This is a genomic window from Streptomyces sp. NBC_00885 (genome assembly GCF_045207475.1).
In the GTDB taxonomy this organism is placed as follows: domain Bacteria; phylum Actinomycetota; class Actinomycetes; order Streptomycetales; family Streptomycetaceae; genus Streptomyces.
The window spans coordinates 2,972,231-2,989,618 of sequence record NZ_CP108796.1; the positions used below are offsets into that span (position 1 = coordinate 2,972,231).

At 69.2% G+C, this 17,388-nt stretch carries 19 protein-coding genes; 8 read left to right on the forward strand and 11 right to left on the reverse strand.

Going from position 1 to position 17,388, the window contains the following annotated elements; translation table 11 throughout:
• Positions 1–180 precede the first annotated feature (180 nt).
• Entirely contained in the window at positions 181–1,512 is a 1,332-nt protein-coding gene (locus tag OHA61_RS13030; protein ID WP_406307337.1) for a glycoside hydrolase family 18 protein, read from the forward strand.
• A 34-nt stretch (positions 1,513–1,546) separates the two neighbouring features.
• On the opposite strand, the gene OHA61_RS13035 is transcribed toward OHA61_RS13030, so the two are convergent.
• Entirely contained in the window at positions 1,547–2,242 is a 696-nt protein-coding gene (locus OHA61_RS13035) for a septum formation family protein (RefSeq protein WP_406307338.1), read from the reverse strand.
• A 727-nt stretch (positions 2,243–2,969) separates the two neighbouring features.
• Entirely contained in the window at positions 2,970–4,553 is a 1,584-nt protein-coding gene (locus tag OHA61_RS13040) for a S8 family peptidase (protein ID WP_406303203.1), read from the reverse strand.
• A gap of 190 nt (positions 4,554–4,743) precedes the next feature.
• Here OHA61_RS13040 and OHA61_RS13045 point away from each other — a divergent pair, with 190 nt between their 5' ends.
• Positions 4,744–5,847: a pyridoxal-phosphate dependent enzyme gene (locus OHA61_RS13045; RefSeq protein WP_406303204.1), complete on the forward strand. Its 1,104-nt coding sequence runs from the start codon at positions 4,744–4,746 to the stop codon at positions 5,845–5,847.
• Here OHA61_RS13045 and OHA61_RS13050 read toward each other — a convergent pair.
• Positions 5,832–6,317: a cupin domain-containing protein gene (locus OHA61_RS13050; protein ID WP_406303205.1), complete on the reverse strand. Its 486-nt coding sequence runs from the start codon at positions 6,315–6,317 to the stop codon at positions 5,832–5,834. The two genes, OHA61_RS13045 and OHA61_RS13050, sit on opposite strands and share 16 nt — an antisense overlap.
• 55 nt (positions 6,318–6,372) lie before the next feature.
• Between OHA61_RS13050 and OHA61_RS13055 the strand changes: the two genes are divergently transcribed.
• Entirely contained in the window at positions 6,373–7,056 is a 684-nt protein-coding gene (locus OHA61_RS13055) for a hypothetical protein (RefSeq protein WP_406303206.1), read from the forward strand.
• 12 nt (positions 7,057–7,068) lie between these two features.
• On the opposite strand, the gene OHA61_RS13060 is transcribed toward OHA61_RS13055, so the two are convergent.
• A complete protein-coding gene (locus tag OHA61_RS13060; RefSeq protein ID WP_406303207.1) occupies positions 7,069–8,235 on the reverse strand; it encodes a thiolase family protein in 1,167 nt (388 codons plus the stop codon).
• A 110-nt stretch (positions 8,236–8,345) separates the two neighbouring features.
• On the reverse strand, positions 8,346–9,305 hold the full coding sequence (locus OHA61_RS13065) for a helix-turn-helix domain-containing protein (RefSeq protein WP_361907793.1): 960 nt from the start codon (positions 9,303–9,305) through the stop codon (positions 8,346–8,348).
• Between the two features lie 118 nt (positions 9,306–9,423).
• Between OHA61_RS13065 and OHA61_RS13070 the strand changes: the two genes are divergently transcribed.
• From OHA61_RS13070 to OHA61_RS13085, 4 genes are all read left to right on the forward strand, one after another.
• Positions 9,424–9,720 carry a putative quinol monooxygenase gene (locus tag OHA61_RS13070; RefSeq protein ID WP_406303208.1) on the forward strand — a complete coding sequence of 99 codons (297 nt, stop codon included), beginning with the start codon at positions 9,424–9,426 and terminating at the stop codon, positions 9,718–9,720.
• Between the two features lie 157 nt (positions 9,721–9,877).
• Complete coding sequence (locus OHA61_RS13075) at positions 9,878–10,417, forward strand: PaaI family thioesterase (protein WP_406303209.1); 540 nt, start codon at positions 9,878–9,880, stop codon at positions 10,415–10,417.
• An 18-nt stretch (positions 10,418–10,435) separates the two neighbouring features.
• Entirely contained in the window at positions 10,436–10,762 is a 327-nt protein-coding gene (locus tag OHA61_RS13080) for a DUF4326 domain-containing protein (RefSeq protein ID WP_324987509.1), read from the forward strand.
• Between the two features lie 83 nt (positions 10,763–10,845).
• Positions 10,846–11,295, forward strand: a complete 450-nt coding sequence (locus OHA61_RS13085) for an SRPBCC family protein (RefSeq protein ID WP_324987513.1) — start codon at positions 10,846–10,848, stop codon at positions 11,293–11,295.
• 101 nt (positions 11,296–11,396) lie between these two features.
• Here OHA61_RS13085 and OHA61_RS13090 read toward each other — a convergent pair whose 3' ends face one another.
• The 4 genes from OHA61_RS13090 to ychF all read right to left on the reverse strand — a co-directional run bounded on the left by OHA61_RS13090 (position 11,397) and on the right by ychF (position 14,777).
• On the reverse strand, positions 11,397–11,651 hold the full coding sequence (locus OHA61_RS13090; protein ID WP_324987517.1) for a Txe/YoeB family addiction module toxin: 255 nt from the start codon (positions 11,649–11,651) through the stop codon (positions 11,397–11,399).
• Entirely contained in the window at positions 11,648–11,929 is a 282-nt protein-coding gene (locus OHA61_RS13095; protein ID WP_406303210.1) for a type II toxin-antitoxin system Phd/YefM family antitoxin, read from the reverse strand. Before OHA61_RS13095 ends, OHA61_RS13090 begins: the two co-directional genes overlap by 4 nt.
• 101 nt (positions 11,930–12,030) lie before the next feature.
• Positions 12,031–13,503, reverse strand: a complete 1,473-nt coding sequence (locus OHA61_RS13100; RefSeq protein WP_406303211.1) for an ATP-binding protein — start codon at positions 13,501–13,503, stop codon at positions 12,031–12,033.
• 185 nt (positions 13,504–13,688) lie between these two features.
• Positions 13,689–14,777, reverse strand: coding sequence for a redox-regulated ATPase YchF (ychF, locus tag OHA61_RS13105; RefSeq protein ID WP_406303212.1), 1,089 nt, complete (start codon positions 14,775–14,777; stop codon positions 13,689–13,691).
• A gap of 177 nt (positions 14,778–14,954) precedes the next feature.
• On the opposite strand from ychF, the gene OHA61_RS13110 reads away from it, so the two are divergent.
• On the forward strand, positions 14,955–15,536 hold the full coding sequence (locus OHA61_RS13110; protein ID WP_406303213.1) for a DUF6542 domain-containing protein: 582 nt from the start codon (positions 14,955–14,957) through the stop codon (positions 15,534–15,536).
• A gap of 50 nt (positions 15,537–15,586) precedes the next feature.
• Here OHA61_RS13110 and ppgK read toward each other — a convergent pair whose 3' ends face one another.
• Together ppgK and OHA61_RS13120 are read right to left on the reverse strand one after the other, a co-directional pair.
• Positions 15,587–16,327: a polyphosphate--glucose phosphotransferase gene (gene ppgK, locus OHA61_RS13115; protein ID WP_406303214.1), complete on the reverse strand. Its 741-nt coding sequence runs from the start codon at positions 16,325–16,327 to the stop codon at positions 15,587–15,589.
• Between the two features lie 30 nt (positions 16,328–16,357).
• Positions 16,358–17,365 (reverse strand): 4-hydroxy-3-methylbut-2-enyl diphosphate reductase, encoded by a 1,008-nt coding sequence (locus tag OHA61_RS13120; RefSeq protein ID WP_406303215.1) that lies wholly within the window; start codon positions 17,363–17,365, stop codon positions 16,358–16,360.
• Positions 17,366–17,388 lie beyond the last annotated feature (23 nt).

The following is a 17,388-nucleotide window of genomic DNA, read 5'->3' on the forward strand; positions in this document are numbered from 1 at the left end:
CCACTCCCAACAGGTTGACAGACAGCAACAGCCTGGCAACCGTCGGTTGATGCCGCAAGCATGGGCCAGAGTTTCACTCGAAGTGATGAGCCGGGTTTGGGCAGGCACTTGCCGCAGGCGTGAACGTCAATTCCGCGCCCACCCTTGACCTCAATGGTCCAGACCAATACGTTCCTGGCCATGCGTCGAAACTGCCGAAGATCCCTTGCCAGGGCGGCCGTTGCCGCCTGCTCCCTCTCCCTCCTCGCCGCGCTCGCGCCCAGCGCCTGGGCCCACGGGAACCACCACGAGCCGTACAAGCGCGTCGGCTACTTCACCCAATGGGGAGTCTACGGCCGGGACTTCCAGGTCAAGGACATGGACACCAGCGGCCAGGCCGCCAAGCTCACCCACATCAACTACGCCTTCGGCAATGTGAGTTCCAACGGCACATGCTTCACCGGCAACGTCCCCGGCGAGGCGGACGCCTGGGCCGACTACGCCCGCCCGCTGGACGCCGCCGACTCGGTGGACGGTGTCGCCGACACCGCGGAGCAGCCGCTCGCGGGCAACTTCAACCAGCTGCGCGAGCTCAAGGCCAAGCATCCCGGTCTCAAAGTGCTGATCTCGCTGGGCGGCTGGAGCTGGTCCACCCACTTCTCCGACGCGGCCCGCACTCCCGCCTCCCGCAAGGCGTTCGTCTCCTCCTGCATCGACCTCTACATCAAGGGCAATCTGCCCGTCGACGGATCGCGCGGTGGAGCCGGCGCGGCGGCCGGGCTCTTCGACGGCGTCGACCTCGACTGGGAGTGGCCCGGCTCGGCGGGCGACACGGACACCGTCTACCGGCCGGAGGACAAGCAGAACTTCACGGCCCTCGTGCACGAATTCCGTACCCAGCTCGACGCGTACGCGACTTCGCAGCGCGGCAAGCGCAAGCACTACGAGCTGTCCGCCTTCGTGCCGACCGCACCCGCCAAGATCGACGCCGGGTTCGAAGTACGCAAGATCATGTGCGACCTGGACTTCGTGAACCTCCAGGGTTACGACTTCCATGTCTCGGGCGAGAAGACGACTGCGCAGCAGTCCGCCCTGTACGCACGCGGCGACTTCAGCGTCGACCAGACCGTCCGCGAGTGGCTGCGCCGGGGCGCGCCCGCCCGCAAGCTGGTGATGGGCATGCCCTTCTACGGTCAGGGCTGGACGGGGGTGACCGGCGGCGGCGACGGCCTGGGCCAGCCGGCGACGGCGCCCGCGCCGGCGACCTGGGCAGCGGGCTACGAGGATTACAAGGCCCTCAAGAAGCTCGCCGAATCGGGCACGTACACCCTCCACCGCGACCGGCGGAACGGGCACGCGTGGCTCTTCGACGGCACCACCCTGTGGACGTACGACGACCCGCAGGTGCTGCGGACCAAGACCTCGTACATCCGTGAACGGGGCCTGGGCGGGGCGATGTTCTGGTCGCTGGACGGGGACACCGCGGACGGCGAGCTGATGACCGCCGTCGACCGCGAGCTCTCACGCCGCTAGCCCGGACGAGTCCGGTGCCTGTGCCCCCAGCGGCTCAGGCGCCGGACTCCTGTGCCGACGGCGTGCTCCCGGACCCGGCCCGCAGCGAGCCGGTGAGCTTGCCGTCGACCGCGGCGTAGGAGCAGGTCACCGTGTGGTCGCCCAGGCGCCAGCTCTGCTTGCTCGGCATGTAGTAGTACATCGACGCGTTGTCGGGCACGGCGGAAGGGTCCGCCACGTAGGCATCGTTCAGCTCCGTACAGCGCTTCTCGGCGATCGGCTCGACCGCGGCCTCACCGGGCCAGGCCCCGGACTGCTCCAGCTTGAACGAGCCGGTCACCTCGCCGTCGTGCGGCTTGGCGCAGTCGACGACCCTGACGCTCGCGGTCTCCTGCTCCAGCTCGGTGCCGGGGACGTTGAAACAGTCCCCCTTGCGCAGATCGAGCGTGCTGCGGGACCGGGCGGCCTCGTTGACGCCCTCCTTGAAACCGTCGAGGGCGTCGCCGATCCCCCCGGTGAGGAGACCTGCCAGCACCAGCGCGGTACTGATTCCGGAGAGGATGCTGCCCGCGATGGCCATGCCCTTGCCGCGGTGGCCGTTCCGCTTGATCTGGGAGAGGGCGATGAGGCCGAGGATCAGTCCGAGCGGGGGTATGCAGCACACTATCCCGACGACGAGGGATGTGATGGCGAGCCCGTTGACGGGGGGATTCGGGGGTCTGGCGGGGGCGTAGGGGGACGGGGGGTACATGGCCACGGGTGGGGCTCCTCGTGCGGGTCTCAGGGTGTGGTGCGAATGGGCGCGGATCTTATGCGACGGGCGGGGGGCGGGGGTTCGGGGGGTGCGGGTGCGGTGGGGCGCGGAGTCCGCTGCGCGGGGCCTGTTCCCCACCCCGCCCCTTCCCGAACTGGGGGCTGCGCCCCCAGCCCCCGGGCTCCAGCGGCTCCGCCGCGGAGAAATGACGCGGGTCCAGGGCCGCCCCTGACCCCAGGGAAAGGCGACGCGGGGCCGACACGCCCCCACACCCCGGCTCCGGCGGCTTCGCCGAGGAGCGAAGTGCGGGAGCGGCACGTTCGGCACCGCACCTCTCGGCGGGCCCGCGCACCGCAGACCGTGAAGCGTTGGTGGTTGCTGCCCAGTGGGTGCCTTCGCGGGCGAACCCCCGCGTACCGCACCTCGGCCTGGGGAGGGGCCGTGCAGGGTCGTCCCCGCAGGCGATTGGCGGCCAACACCGGGTGATCAATGCGGACCCCTGTATGCCGCCGACGCCGAGGAGTCGAGCCCGGAGGGGCCCCGGAACCCGCACCCCGCGGCACCGGCGTACCCCGCGGCACCGGCGCACCCCGGACCGCCAGGCCTGCACCCCACGGCCGCCCGCACCGCGGACGCCAAAGCCCGCGCCGCGGCCCCCGCGCCAACCCCCGCAAAACGAAAGGGGCGGTCGCCTTCGCGGCCGCCCCTCCCTGCTACCCGGTGATCAGAACTGCAGCGCCCACGCGTCGATCTTGCCGACGTCGTACGCCGCGTTGTCGCTCACACGCAGCTTCCACGTGCCGTTCGCGACCTCCGACGACGCGTTCACCGTGTACGTCGTGATCACGTTGTCCGAGCTGCCGCCCGCACCGTACGCCTTCAGGTTGTAGACCGAACCGTCCGGCGCGACCAGGTCGATGCGCAGGTCGCCGATGTACGTGTGCTTGATGTCCACCGGCACGCTCAGGCTCGCCGGCGCGTTGCCGGTGACCCCGCTGACCGTGACCGGCGACTCCACCGTGGAGTTGTCGCTGATCGTGTAGCCCGCGGTGTTCTCGAACTTCGGCCCCGGCGGCTGCGTCGAGCCGCCGCCCACGTACAGCAGGCGGTTCGGCGAGCCCGTGCCCGGGTTGCCCACCACGCCGGCCGTCGCGGCCGTGGTCAGCGCCGAGGAGACCTGCGCCGGGGTCGCCGTCTTGTTCGCCGCGAGGTACAGCGCGGCCGCGCCGGTGACGTGCGGGGTCGCCATCGACGTGCCGGAGATCGTGTTCGTCGCCGTGTCGCTGGAGTTCCAGGCCGACGTGATCGACGAGCCCGGAGCGAAGATGTCCAGGATGCTGCCGTAGTTGGAGAAGCTGGAGCGCGCGTCCGAGCTGGTCGTGGAGCCGACCGTGATGGCCTCGGCCACGCGCGCGGGCGAGTAGTTGGAGGCGTTGGCACCGTCGTTGCCCGCGGCGACCGCGTACGTGACGCCGGAGGCGATCGAGTTGCGTACCGCCGTGTCGAGCGCGGTGTCGACCCCGCCGCCGAGGCTCATGTTGGCGACGGCCGGCTTGACTGCGTGCTGCGTCACCCAGTCGATACCCGCGACGACCTGCTCGGTCGTGCCCGAGCCGGAGTTGTCGAGCACGCGGACGCCGACGATCTTGGCCTTCTTGGCCACGCCGTAGGACGAGCCGGCGACGTTCGCGGCCACGTGGGTGCCGTGGCCGTTGCCGTCCTGCGCGGTGTTGTCGTTGTCGATGGCGTCATAGCCGTACGACGCCCGGCCGCCGAAGTCGGTGTGGGTGATCCGTACGCCGGTGTCGATGATGTACGCGGTCACCCCCTCGCCCGCGGTGTCCGGGTAGGTGTAGCTCTGGTTCAGGGGCAGGGCCTTCTGGTCGATCCGGTCCAGGCCCCAGGAAGGCGGGTTCGGCTGCGTACCGGTCGCCTTGAAGACGCGGTTCTGCACGACGGAGGCGACAGCCGGGTCGGCGGCGAACTTCTTGGCCTGCGCCTCGGAGAGCTGGACGGAGTACCCGTTCAGCGCCGCGTCGTACGTCTTCCTGATCTTCGCGCCGTACTCCGCCGCGAGCGCCTTGCCGGCCTTGGAGCCCGCGTCGGGCGCCGATTCGTCGAGCGTGACGATGTAGCTGCCCGCGATCACTCCGGGCGCGCCCGCGTTCTGGATGACGCCTACGGGAGCCGGCTCGGCTCCGGTGGCTGCGGTGGCCGTGAGGGCGGATGCCACGCCCAGCGAGAGCGCGGCGGCGGCTATGACGCCGCCCGTGGCGAGTCTTCGACGCGAATTACGCATCACAGACATGTGGGGGTCCTCCTCATTGGTGGTGCGTTACCGTGGGGGAAATCGACAGGTGCATGACAAGATGTAACGACTGAATTTCCCCTGCCCTTGTCTCGCCTGCCGAGCCAAAGGTTGGCCGATCCATAGGAATCACACAAGGGTCCGGGACGGTGCGTAACACTGCGCCACACAACTGCCATGCTGGCGACCCATGAGCTCGTACAAATGCCCCGGCTGCGGCACCCGCTCCCCCGTCGAGACGGCCAACTGGCGCTGCCCGAACTGCCGCAGCCCCTGGGACCTCGACTTCACGCCATCGGCGATCATCCTCAAGTCCCTCCCCACCAGGGTCAATTCACTGTGGCGTTACGAGGAGGCACTGCCGCTCGCCGCACCGGCTGTTTCGCTCGGCGAGGGCCGCACCCCGCTGGTCGCACTCACCGAAACCGTCTCCGCCAAGCTCGACTTCCTGATGCCGACGCTCTCCTTCAAGGACCGGGGCGCGGTGATGCTGGCGGAGCTGGCCCGCCGTCTCGCACCCCGCCGGGTGATCGCCGACAGCAGCGGCAACGCGGGCACCGCGATCGCCGCGTACTGCGCACGCGCCGGTCTGGAATGCACGGTGTACGTCCCCGAGGACACCTCCGCCAAGAAGGTCGAGCAGATCGGGGCGCACGGTGCGCACCTCCAACTCGTCCCCGGTGACCGCGAGTCCACGGCGGAGGCGGCCCGCGCGGCAGCGGATGAACCCGGCACGTTCTATGCGAGCCACGTCTACAACCCGTACTTCCTGCACGGCACGAAGACGTACGTCTACGAGCTGTGGGAGGACCTCGGCGGTACGCTCCCGGACGCGATCGTCGTCCCCGTCGGCAATGGCACGTTGCTGCTGGGCGCCGACCTCGCCATCGGCGAACTCCACGCACACGGCCTGATCTCCGAGCGGCCGACCCTCATCGCCGTCCAGGCCGAGGCCGTCTCCCCCCTGGCCGCCGCCTTCCACGCCGGAGCCGACACGCTCCCCGACGAGCCCGCGGCGACCGCCCCGACACTCGCCGAAGGCATCGCGATCCCCCGCCCGCCGCGGGCGAGGCAGATCCTGCGGGCCGTCCGCGCGTCCGGCGGCACCTTCCTCACGGTGACGGAGGACCAGATCCGGGCCGCGCAGCTGGACCTCGCCGCCCGCGGACTGTTCGTCGAGTCCACGGGCGTCGCGTGCTGGGCGGCCGCGGGCACCTGGAGCGAGGGCACGGCCGTCGTCCCGCTCTGCGGCGCGGGCCTGAAGACGGGACTCGCGCCTCAGTCGGTCCAGTAGGTGTCGTGCTTGATGAAGAACTCCGCCTGCCGCTCGGGCGACCACTCGGTGGCGACCTCGGCGACCTTCTCGAAGTACTCCTCGCGCGGAGCGCCCGGCGTGAAGAGCAGCAGCATCGAGGCGAGCGCGTCCGAGTCGTTGCGGAAGGCGTGCAGACCGCCCTGGGGCACGTGGAGGAAGTCGCCCGCGGTGGCGTCGATCCAGCTCTCGCCGTTGTAGAGCCGCACCGTCCCCTCGATGATGAAGAACGACTCCGAGATCGACTTGTGGAAGTGCGTCTTCGGGCCGCCCGCCCGGGGCGCCATGTCCATCCGGTAGAGCCCGAACTCCCCGCCCGTGGAGGCGCCGGTGGCCAGGTAGTGCGTCGTGCTCCCGGTGCGCGAGCGCAGATCCGGTTCGGTGGCGACGGACCGGAACTCCGCGCTGATCTCGCCCTTGCCCTCGATGTATTTCGGGTCGGGGTACGACATGTCCCTCTCCTCCTCCTCGAGCCCCCGCCTGGGGACCGGATCAGCTTAGGGAGCCATGGGGTTGGATGAGGGCGTGAGTGTTCTCGATGTCGCCCGACAGCTGCCCGCCGTCCCCGTCCTGCGGGACCTGTGTCGCTCGATCGCCATGCTGGAGGCGATCCTCAGCCCCGAGTGGGAGCACCGGTTCTACTCCTTCGACGCGCGCTGGTCCGCGACCGAGGAGATGGCTTCGATGCGGAACGGCTCGGGCGACGAGTACGCCATCGTCTTCTCGCCCGCCGGCGCGTTCGTCCGGGGCTTCGCCCACGAGTCCCTGATGAGCCCGTACGCCTCCGACGGACCATGGCCCGGAGTGCTGGACGATGTCCCGGAGGTCTTCCGGGCCTGCGTCCAGGAACCCGCGTTCACCGACGAGGACGGCATGCCCGTCGCGACGGCCTGCCTGTGGCGCGAGCCTGCCGACGAGGGCTGGCGGACGGGGACGATCGACTTCCCGGAGGACTACGAATATGCGGACGGCGCCGGGGAGTTGTTCGCGATACTGACGGCCGGGACCCCTTCGGCGTACCAGGGGTTCGCCGAGGACTACTACGAGGTCCCGGTCGACCTGGCTGCCGTACGCCATGTGTACGCGCTGCGCCCGCTGACCCCGGAAGTGGTCGCGGCGCTCAATCCCCACCTCACACCGGCCGAACTCGGCGGGGACATCGTCTCGATCGGCTACCCGCAGCAGCCCTGACAAGCGCGCCCGTCAAAGCCGTTCGATGATGGTCGCGTTGGCCATTCCTCCCGCCTCGCACATCGTCTGCAGCCCGTACCGCCCGCCCCGGTCCTCCAGGTTGTGCAGCAGTGTCGTCATGATGCGCGCCCCGCTGCCGCCGAGCGGATGCCCGATCGCGATCGCGCCGCCGCGCACATTCAGCCTGTCCGCCTCCACACCGGTCTCCCGCTGCCAGGCCAGCACGACCGAGGCGAAGGCCTCGTTCACCTCGAACACGTCGATGTCACCGATCCCCAGCCCTGCCCTGGCAAGCACCTTCCCGGTCGCCGGCATGATCGCCGTCAGCATCAGCAGCGGATCGTCGCCGACCACGGCGAAGGAGTGGAAGCGGGCCCGCGGGCGCAGCCCCAGCCGCTCCGCCACATCCGCGCCCATGATCAGCAGCGCCGCCGCGCCGTCGTTGACGGGCGAGCTGTTGCCCGCGGTGATCTGCCAGCCGATCTCGGGGAACCGCCGCTCCATGGCCGGGTCGTAGTACGCCGGCTTGAGCCCGCCCAGCGCCTGGGCCGAGGTTTCCGGCCGTACGGACTCGTCCCGCTGCCCGGTCCAGGCGACCTCGCGGTCGAACTCCCCGCGCTCCCACGCGCCCGCCGCCCTGCGGTGCGACTGAAGCGCGAAGGCGTCGAGTTCCTCCCGGGAGAGCTTCCAGCGGGCCGCGATCAGCTCCGCGCTGATCCCCTGCCCGACCAGACCTCCGGGATACCTCTCGCTCAGCCTCGGCCCGAAGGGGTCACTGCCGGGGAGCAGGTTGGACGCCATCGGCACCCGGGACATCGACTCCACCCCGCACGCGATCGCGATGTCGTACGCCCCGCTGATCACTCCTTGCGCCGCGATGTGCGCGGCCTGCTGGGACGAACCGCACTGCCGGTCCACGGTCACGCCCGGCACGCTCTCGGGGAAGCCGGCGGCCAGCACTGCATTGCGGGTGATGTTGAACGACTGGTCACCGACCTGCGTGACGCAGCCGCCGATGACGTCGTCGACGAGTGCGGGATCGATCCCGGCCCGCTCCACCAGCGCCACGAGCGTGCGGGCCAGCAGGTCCACGGGCAGCTCGTCGTGCAGCGCCCCTGACGGCTTGCCCTTGCCGACCGGCGTACGAACCGCCTCGACGATCACCGCGTCCCGGACCACGACAGCCTCCCCAAGCGCTACGAGTTTGAAATTCAAACCCTCCTGCCTCAAGCCTGCCCCGACGGAGGTGGGTTGTCAATTCCAACCGAGGAGTGCGCCCGGTGGGGGCATCAGCGGCCTCGCAGGGCGCCCGCCGTACTGCCCGTGCGCTCGCGCAGCAGGATCCGCAGCGTGTTCGCATGCTCGTAGCCGACCTTGCCGGCGATCGACTCCAGGGAGAGGTCGGTGGTCCGCAGCAGGTGCGAGGCCTGTTCGACGCGCAGGTCCTGGACGAATCGCACGGGAGAGGTGCCCAGTACGCGGCGCACGGTGCGCTGAAGAGTGCGTTCGCTGACGCCGAGCGAGCGCGCCGCGTCGACGACGCTGACCGGCTCGTCCAGATGCTGCCTGGCCCAGCGCTCGAAGGCGGCGACAAGCGGATCGCTCTGGGCCAGCGCGCTCGGAATGGTGTACGCGGACTGCGAGGGGCGCTTGTCGACGACCAGGTAGCGGGCGACGAGGTCGGCCAGGGCCGGACTGCTCATCCGTACGATCGCCAGCGCCAGGTCGACGTGTCCGAAGGCCGCTCCCGCCGTCGTCACCCCGTCCGACGTGGTGACCATCATGGTCTCGTCGATCGTCACGGCCGGATAGCGCTGACGGAAGACCGGCGCCAGCCACCAGCTCGTCGTCGCCTTCCGGCCGTCGAGCACGCCCGACTCGGCCAGCAGGAAGGTTCCCGTACAGGCCGAGGCGAGGGGGGTGCCGCGCTCACGGGTCTCGGCGACCAGGTCCCGTACCGGCGCCGACGCGGAGCCGGAGACGTGGGCGAGCAGCGCGTCCGGCCGCCGCTCGGCGAGCGCGGGCACCAGGAGGAGGTCGGCGCGCTTGGCCTCGGCGGCGGGTTCGGTGGTGACGATGTGCCCCGCGCCGGTGCGCACACGGCGGCGGAAACCGACGGTCTTGACCTGCCACGCGGGCGGCGGGTGGGAAATCTCGCCGCGCATGGCGTTCGCCCCTTGGAGCACGTCGAGGATCGCCGAGAGTCCGGAGTCGAAGACCCCGTCGTAGACCAGCACCGATACATCCATGGCGGAAACCGTATCCGATGCGTCGCTTACGACACTGGGGCGGCGGGAGTGACCGGCATACGTTTGATGGTGTCCCCGACGACGAGGACACCGAAGCCGACCTACGGAGTGACTCACGATGAACATCGGTCTGCTGGCCCGCATCGAGGCCAAGCCCGAGTACGCCGACAAGGTGGAGGCCCTGCTGAAGGACGCGCTCCAGCTCGCCCGCGAGGAGGAGCACACGGTCACCTGGTTCGCCTTCCGGGAGAGCGCCACGACCTTCGGCGTCTTCGACACCTTCGAGACCGAGGAGGGACGGACCGGTCATCTGCAGGGCCGGATCGCGGCGGCGCTGATGCAGGCGGCGGAGACGATGCTGAGCTCCGCCCCCGACATCCGCCCTGTGGACCTGCTCGCGGTCAAGCTTCCCTGACCAGCCCGTACACCCGGTCCGGCGGGCACGGTCCGCCTGTCCGCCGTCCCTCGGCGCCGGGGCGGGACCGCCCCGGCGCCGGACGAGTTCCATGCCCCGAGATTCCCTCCGAGATCCCCTTGCGATCCCCCTGAGATCCCCCTGAGGAGACGTCATCATGACGCGGCTCACGAGCGTGCCCGCCACGGGCGACACCAGCGCGACTCGCTCGCGCACCCACACCTGGGAGCCGCCGAGGAACCTCGCGGAGGCCGGCAACCGCTCCGGCCTGGAGCTCCTCCGTCTCATCCTCGACGGCGAGGTCCCACAGGCCCCCTTCAGCAGCACCGTGGGATTCCGGCTCGTGGAGGCCACCGAGGGCCGCGCGGTCTTCGAGGGCGAGCCCGGACAGCATCTGCTGAACCCGATGGGCAGCGTCCACGGCGGTTTCCTGGCCACGCTGCTCGACTCGGCGCTCGGCAGCGCGGTGATGGCAACCCTCCCGGCGGGGCGCGGCTACTCCACCATCCAGCTGGGAGTGAACCTGGTCCGCCCGGTGTACGCGGACACCCAGCCGCTGCGCTGCGAAGGCACCGTCATCCACGCCGGCCGCACCACCGCGACCGCCGAGGCGCGGGTGACCGGCAAAGACGACGGCAAGCTGTACGCCCACGGCACGACGACCTGCGCGGTCTTCGCGTTGCCGGGCGGCGCCTGAAGCCGGAGGATCCACCCCATGGACCGCACGACAGTCGTCAACCTCAAGGGCCACCGCGACGACCCCGAGTACGCGGACGTGGTCTATGTGGGCCGCGCGATGCACCGCGGCGGCTGGCACCTCGACGCCTCTCCCCTGGCCAGTCCCTTCCGCCCGGGGCCGGACGGCACCCGCGAGGAGGTGGTCGAGAAGTACCGCGCGTATCTGCTCTCGCGCCCCGACCTGCTGGCCCGGCTCCCCGCCCTGCGCGGGCACCGCCTGGGCTGCTGGTGCGTCCCGGAACGCTGCCACGCGGAGGTGCTGGCGGAACTGGCCGATGCGACGGAGCCGGGCGGCGGTCACTGACTGAGCGGGGGCCCGGGTTCGCGTTCTGGTGCGGGGGTCACCGGGGTGGGATATTTGGGGCAGAAGCTCATACAGGAGGCGAAATGTCCACCATCAAGGAGAGCGTAGACATCGCCCGTCCACCCGAGGATGTCTACTCCTACGTGACTGACCCCTCCCACCTCACCGAGTGGCAGGAAAGCGCCGTATCCGTCCAGCCGCTCGGCGACGCCCCGATGGGCGTGGGGTCCCGGATGGTCGTGACCCGGCGCGTCGGGCGCCGGACGTTCCCGATGACCATGGAGGTGACCGAGTTCGACCCTCCCCGCAGCTGGCACATCCACGGTGTTGACGGGCCCGTCAGGGGCGACGTCCACGGCACGATCGAGCCCCTCGGCGACGGCGACCGGTCACGCCTGACGCTCGACCTCGACTTCGAGGCCCACGGGATGGGCAAGCTGCTGGTGCCACTGGTCGTGCGTCCGCAGGCACGGAAGGAGATGCCGAAGAACGAGCAGAAGCTCAAGGGCCTGCTCGAAAGCGGAGCCGCGTAGGGCCCCATGGGCATCCACGGACCCAAGGACATGACAAAGGGGGCGGGCCCGACGGACCCGCCCCCTTCGCGCGCGTCACACCTTGCCGACGCGCTCAGCGATCAGTAGTGATAGCGGGCGGCAAGGATGACGATCTCCTTGTCCGTGACCAAGTAGACGAGGCGGTGCTCGTCGTCGATCCGCCGCGACCAAGCGCCGGACAGGTGGTACTTCAGCGGCTCAGGCTTGCCGATCCCCGAGAAGGGGTCGCGCCTGACGTCCTCGATGAGCTTGTTGATCCGCGCCAACATCTTGCGGTCGTTCTTGAGCCAGGACGTGTAGTCCTCCCAGCCATGATCCTCGAAGACAAGCCTCACGCGGCACCCGCACCGGCGTCCGCCGAGTCGGGATCTACAAGCTCGCGCTCCGCCACATTGATGTTGGCCAGTGCATTCTCATACGCCTTGAGCAGCCGACGGGCATTCGCCGGCGACCGCAGGAGATAGGAGCCTTCACGCAGAGCGGCGTAGTCCTCGGCCGAGACGAGGACAGCGTTCCCGTGCTTGGAAACGATCTCGATTGCTTCGTGATCGTCGTTGACCTTCTTGATCAGCGGAAAGAGAGCCTTGCGGGCTTCGCTCGCGGTTATTGACATGACCTGACCCCCTTCGGCAAGTGGTACTGAATAACGTACCACTCTGGGGGTGAGCGTAGCGGATAGCTGAGAACCCAGCCCCAATCCAGTACGGCAGGAAGTCATCCAACGACGCCCACGTTGCTGCTCCGCGACTGTCGGGGCTGCCATGCCCGTACGAGGTCTTCCGGCCCCCAGTGCGCGGTGAGCGGCAGATCATCGGCCACCCCGCAACGGGAGACCGCGACCAGTGGAGTATCCGGGGCGGTGCCGGGAACGGCGAGCATGTCGCGTACCAGGGCGTCGTACTCATGACGGCCGAAGGGCTGGGCCTCAAGCCACTTGACCGACCCGACGAAGTGCACCTGCCGAGCCACCGGCTCACGGTCTGTACCGATGAGGTCGATCTCAGGGTTGTTCTGACGGTTCCACCAACCACCGACAGCCTCGGTCTCGGGCCACTCGTCGCTGGGCATCAGACGCAGCAAGGACTCGCGGATCAGCGGCTCGACCGCTCGTCCGCGCCAAGTGGTCCACGACCGCTCGATACGTTCCAGCGCCAAGTCACCGCGGCCACGCTCGATGAGCGGGATCGCGCGTGCCAGGAAGGCCAGCCAGAACCGCAGATACGGGTCGGCGATCCGGTAACGCTTGTTCTTGGTGTCCGGCTTGACGGACAGCGGGAGATCAGCGGCCAGGACTCGCTTCGCCTGCAGCGTGGCCAGTAGCGGGGAGAGCGTGCCCGACGGCAGTGCGCCGGCGCCGCCCGCCTGGGCTGCGATGGTGCTGAATGTGCGCTCACCGCTGCCAACCGCTTCCAGTACCGCCCGTGAGTGCGAAGCCTCGGGGAATTCACTCAGCAGGGACAACTCACCGGCCACCAGCAAGGGCGAGAGGGGATTGGCGACCGACGCCTGCAAGAAGGCCGTGCGATTCATACCCGGCCGCCACGACTGCACGATCTCGGGGAATCCGCCAGTGATCAACTGGGCGTCGACGGCCGCCGCGGCGTCGAGTTCGGTCATGGCCTGCACGTCGGCCAGGTTCAGGGGACGGACGGTCATTTTCGCCGCACGGCCGAAAAACGGGCGCCCATACGACTGCAGCGCCTCCATCACCGATGTATCGCTGCCAACCAACAACAGAAGTACGGGCTTGGAAGACAGGTGCCGGTCCCAGACAGTTTGGAGTGCGCCCTCGAATTCCTGATCCTGCTCGACCAGCCAGGGCACCTCGTCAATCACCGCAATGCTGGGAGAGTCATCGGGTACCGCAAGCGCAAGCGAGCGCAGGGCCTGGTTCCAGTCCTGCGGCTGAAGGCCGGCGACCCGCTCCACCCCTGGCAACAGCGACTGCGCGAGGGTCGCGGCAAAGTCGGCACGTTCCGTCACAGGGTTTCGCCCCCGGCTGGCCTGGAACACCACGTACGGCGCTCCCGAGCGATCGCAGAACTCCTGGACCAGCCGTGACTTCCCCACTCGGCGACGGCCCGTCATGATCACAGCCCGCCCTCGTGTGGCGCCAACACCCTCTGCCACTGTCCGGTACTGCTCGGCCAGCAGTTCAAGATCCCCGACCCGACCTTGGAACTCCACGACACGCTCCCGAAAGTAACGTAGATGAATTATTACGTAGATTGAACCTTACTTCACTTCAGGCGGCCTAGTGGATGGCGCGCAAGGGCGGGCGGGTAGGAAAAACGCAGGGGCCCGACTCCGAAAAGTCGGGCCCTACTGACCAGCAGATGTGCCAGGCCGCCAACGTGGCGGTACGTCACCCGCTACACGTTGAAGCGGAACTCCACCACGTCGCCGTCCTGCATCACGTAGTCCTTGCCTTCCATCCGCGCCTTGCCCTTCGCGCGGGCCTCCGCGACCGAGCCCGTCTCCACCAGGTCGGCGAAGGAGATCACCTCGGCCTTGATGAAGCCCTTCTGGAAGTCGGTGTGGATCACACCGGCCGCCTCGGGAGCGGTCGCGCCCTTCTTGATCGTCCAGGCGCGGGTCTCCTTCGGACCCGCCGTCAGATACGTCTGGAGGCCCAGGGTGTCGAAGCCGACACGGCCCAGCGTCGCCAGGCCCGGCTCTTCCTGGCCCATCGACTGGAGCAGTTCCAGCGCCTCGTCGTCATCGAGCTCGATCAGCTCGGACTCGATCTTGGCGTTCAGGAAGATCGCCTCGGCGGGGGCGACCAGCGCGCGCTGCTCGTTCTTGAAGTCCTCGTCGACCAGCTCGTCCTCGTCGACGTTGAAGACGTAGAGGAAGGGCTTGGTGGTCAGCAGGTGCAGCTCGTGCAGCAGGCGGCCCCTCTCCGTGCCGGCGGTGATGCCCGCGGCGAAGAGCGTCGTGCCGGCCTCGAGGATCTTCTGCGCCTCCTCGACCGCGGCCAGGACCGCGACCTTGTCCTTCTGGAGGCGGGACTCCTTCGTCAGGCGCGGCAGCGCCTTCTCGACCGACTGGAGGTCCGCCAGGATCAGCTCGGTGTTGATCGTCTCGATGTCGCCCTTGGGCGAGACCTTGCCGTCGACGTGGACGACGTTCTCGTCCTTGAAGGCGCGGATGACCTGGCAGATCGCGTCGGACTCACGGATGTTCGCGAGGAACTTGTTGCCCAGGCCCTCGCCCTCGCTCGCGCCGCGCACGATGCCCGCGATGTCGACGAAGTCCACGGTCGCCGGGAGGATCCGCTGCGAGCCGAAAATCTCGGCCAGCTTGGCGAGGCGGGCGTCCGGGACGCCGACGACGCCGATGTTCGGCTCGATCGTGGCGAACGGGTAGTTGGCCGCCAGCACGTCGTTCTTGGTCAGGGCGTTGAACAGGGTCGACTTGCCGACATTCGGCAGGCCGACGATTCCGATCGAGAGCGACACGTTGGCGACTTCCTGGAGTGAGGACTGGCTGTCGACCCGGAGGTGGGCCGATCCCCCAGTTTACGGGCGGGTGGGGCCGGGCAGCGACGGTGGCCGGGAGTCGAACTCAACGCCAAGGTCACCCAAAGGGCGTGTCTCATGCCTGATTCCTCCCTGCATGCGACCTACGTTGTTCGGGTGGAGCAGCACAGGACAAGTCACCCTCGGGGCCGACAGCGACCGCAGCCCCCTCTTTCCCCGCAGAGCCCCCTCGCCCCGCAGGGCGCGCTGGCCGATGGCCCCGCCGTGTACCGGGTCGCCACCCGGCCCGCGCGGACCACGCCCCCCGTCGTGCTCGCCCTGCGCAGACTGCCCAATCCCCGGCTGACCGGCATCGGCGGCGGGCTCTTCGGGGCCGCGGCGATGTTTGTGCTCGGCTGCCTGGACGAGCTGCTGTTCGGCGGTGCCGCGGTGGTGTACGGGCTGTTGTTCCTGCCGGTCAGCGCGCTCACCGCGCTGTGGGTGCGGGACGCCGACCTGGTCACCGCGCCGATCAGCGTCCCGATCGCCTTCGCGGTCGGGGTCGTGCCGATCTCCGGCGGGACCGGGGGCATCGGCGGGCAGACGATGGCCGTGATCACCTCGCTCGCGGTGCACGCCGGATGGCTGTACGGCGGGACGCTGGTCGCCGGCCTCATCACGTGCGTACGGAAGGTACGGATGATGAGCCGCCGCCGACGGCACAACAACCGCCCCGGGAGCCCACCCCGCCGCCGGTGATCCGTTCCGGCGTTCGTGGTGCACCCAGGACGGCGGTCCGGGCTCCGGCCCTACCCTCCGGCCGCCGCCATCGCCGCGCCCACGATGCCCGCGTTGTTCTGCAGTTCCGCCGGGACGATCTCCGCCCTGATCCCCTTGATCAGCGGCACGAACTTGTCCGCCTTGCGGCTCACCCCGCCGCCGATGATGAACAGCTCCGGCGAGAACAGCATCTCCACATGCTGCAGATACTTCTGCACCCGGTGCGCCCAGTGGTGCCAGCTCAGGCCCTCGTCGTCCTTGGCCTTCGTCGACGCGTTCTTCTCCGCGTCGTGGCCGTGCAGCTCCAGGTGGCCCAGCTCGGTGTTGGGGACCAGCCGGCCGTCGATGAAGACCGCGCTGCCGATGCCCGTACCGAACGTCAGCAGCATCACCGTGCCCTCGCGGCCGCTGCCTGCGCCGAAGGTCATCTCCGCAATGCCCGCCGCGTCGGCGTCGTTGAGGATCGTCACCGGAAGGCCGCCGAGTCGGTCGCCCAGCAGCTGGGAGGCGTCCACGTCGACCCACCCCTTGTCGACGTTGGCCGCGGTGCGGGTGACTCCGCTCGTGACGACGCCGGGGAAAGTGATGCCGACCGGGCCCGACCAGCCGAAATGGCTCACCACCTCGGCGACGCCGCCCGCCACCGCGTCGGGTGTCGACGGGTGTGGGGTCAGAACTTTGTGGCGCTCCTGCGCCAGGTTGCCGCGCTCAAGGTCCACGGGTGCGCCCTTGATGCCGGATCCGCCGATGTCCACTCCGAACACGTTCATGGACACAACGTTACGGGCAGCCGCTGACAGTCACTCCCCGGACGCCTGCCCGGACGGCCGGCCCGACAGTTCCGCCGCCTCCGCGCGCAGGTCCCTGCGCAGCTCCTTCGGCAGCGAGAAGGTGATCGACTCCTCCGCCGCCTTGACGATCTCGACATCCTCGAAGCCGCGCTGCGACAGCCACTCCAGGACTCCCTCGACCAGCACCTCGGGCACCGAGGCACCGGAGGTGAGGCCGACCGTGGAGACGCCCTCCAGCCAGGCCTCGTCGATCTCGTCGGCGAAGTCCACCAGATGCGCGGCGCGCGCGCCCGCGCCCAGCGCCACCTCGACCAGCCGGACGGAGTTCGAGGAGTTCTTGGAGCCGACCACGATGACCAGGTCCGCCTCCGCGCCCATCTGCTTGACGGCGATCTGGCGGTTCTGCGTGGCGTAGCAGATGTCGTCGCTCGGAGGCGAGATCAGCTGCGGGAACTTCGTCTTGAGGGCGTCGACCGTCTCCATCGTCTCGTCGACCGAGAGCGTGGTCTGGGAGAGCCAGACGACCTTCGACTCGTCCCGTACGGAGACGTTCGCGACGTCCTCGGGGCCGTCCACAAGCGTGATGTGCTCGGGCGCCTCGCCGGAGGTGCCGATGACTTCCTCGTGGCCGTCGTGGCCGATCAGGAGGATGTCGTAGTCCTCGTTTGCGAAGCGGACGGCTTCCTTGTGGACCTTGGTCACCAGCGGGCAGGTCGCGTCGATGGTCGCGAGCCTGCGCTGTGCCGCCTCCTCGTGGACGACCGGCGCCACGCCGTGCGCGGAGAACATGACGATCGACCCCTCGGGGACCTGCGCCGTCTCCTCGACGAAGATCGCGCCCTTCTTCTCCAGGGTCTGTACGACGTACTTGTTGTGGACGATCTCGTGGCGGACGTAGATCGGCGACCCGTACTGCTCAAGGGCCTTCTCGACGGCGATCACGGCACGGTCCACGCCCGCGCAGTAGCCACGGGGAGCGGCGAGCAGGACGCGTCGGGCGGGAGTCGTAGCAGTCATGCCCACCATCGTAAGGCCGCGTC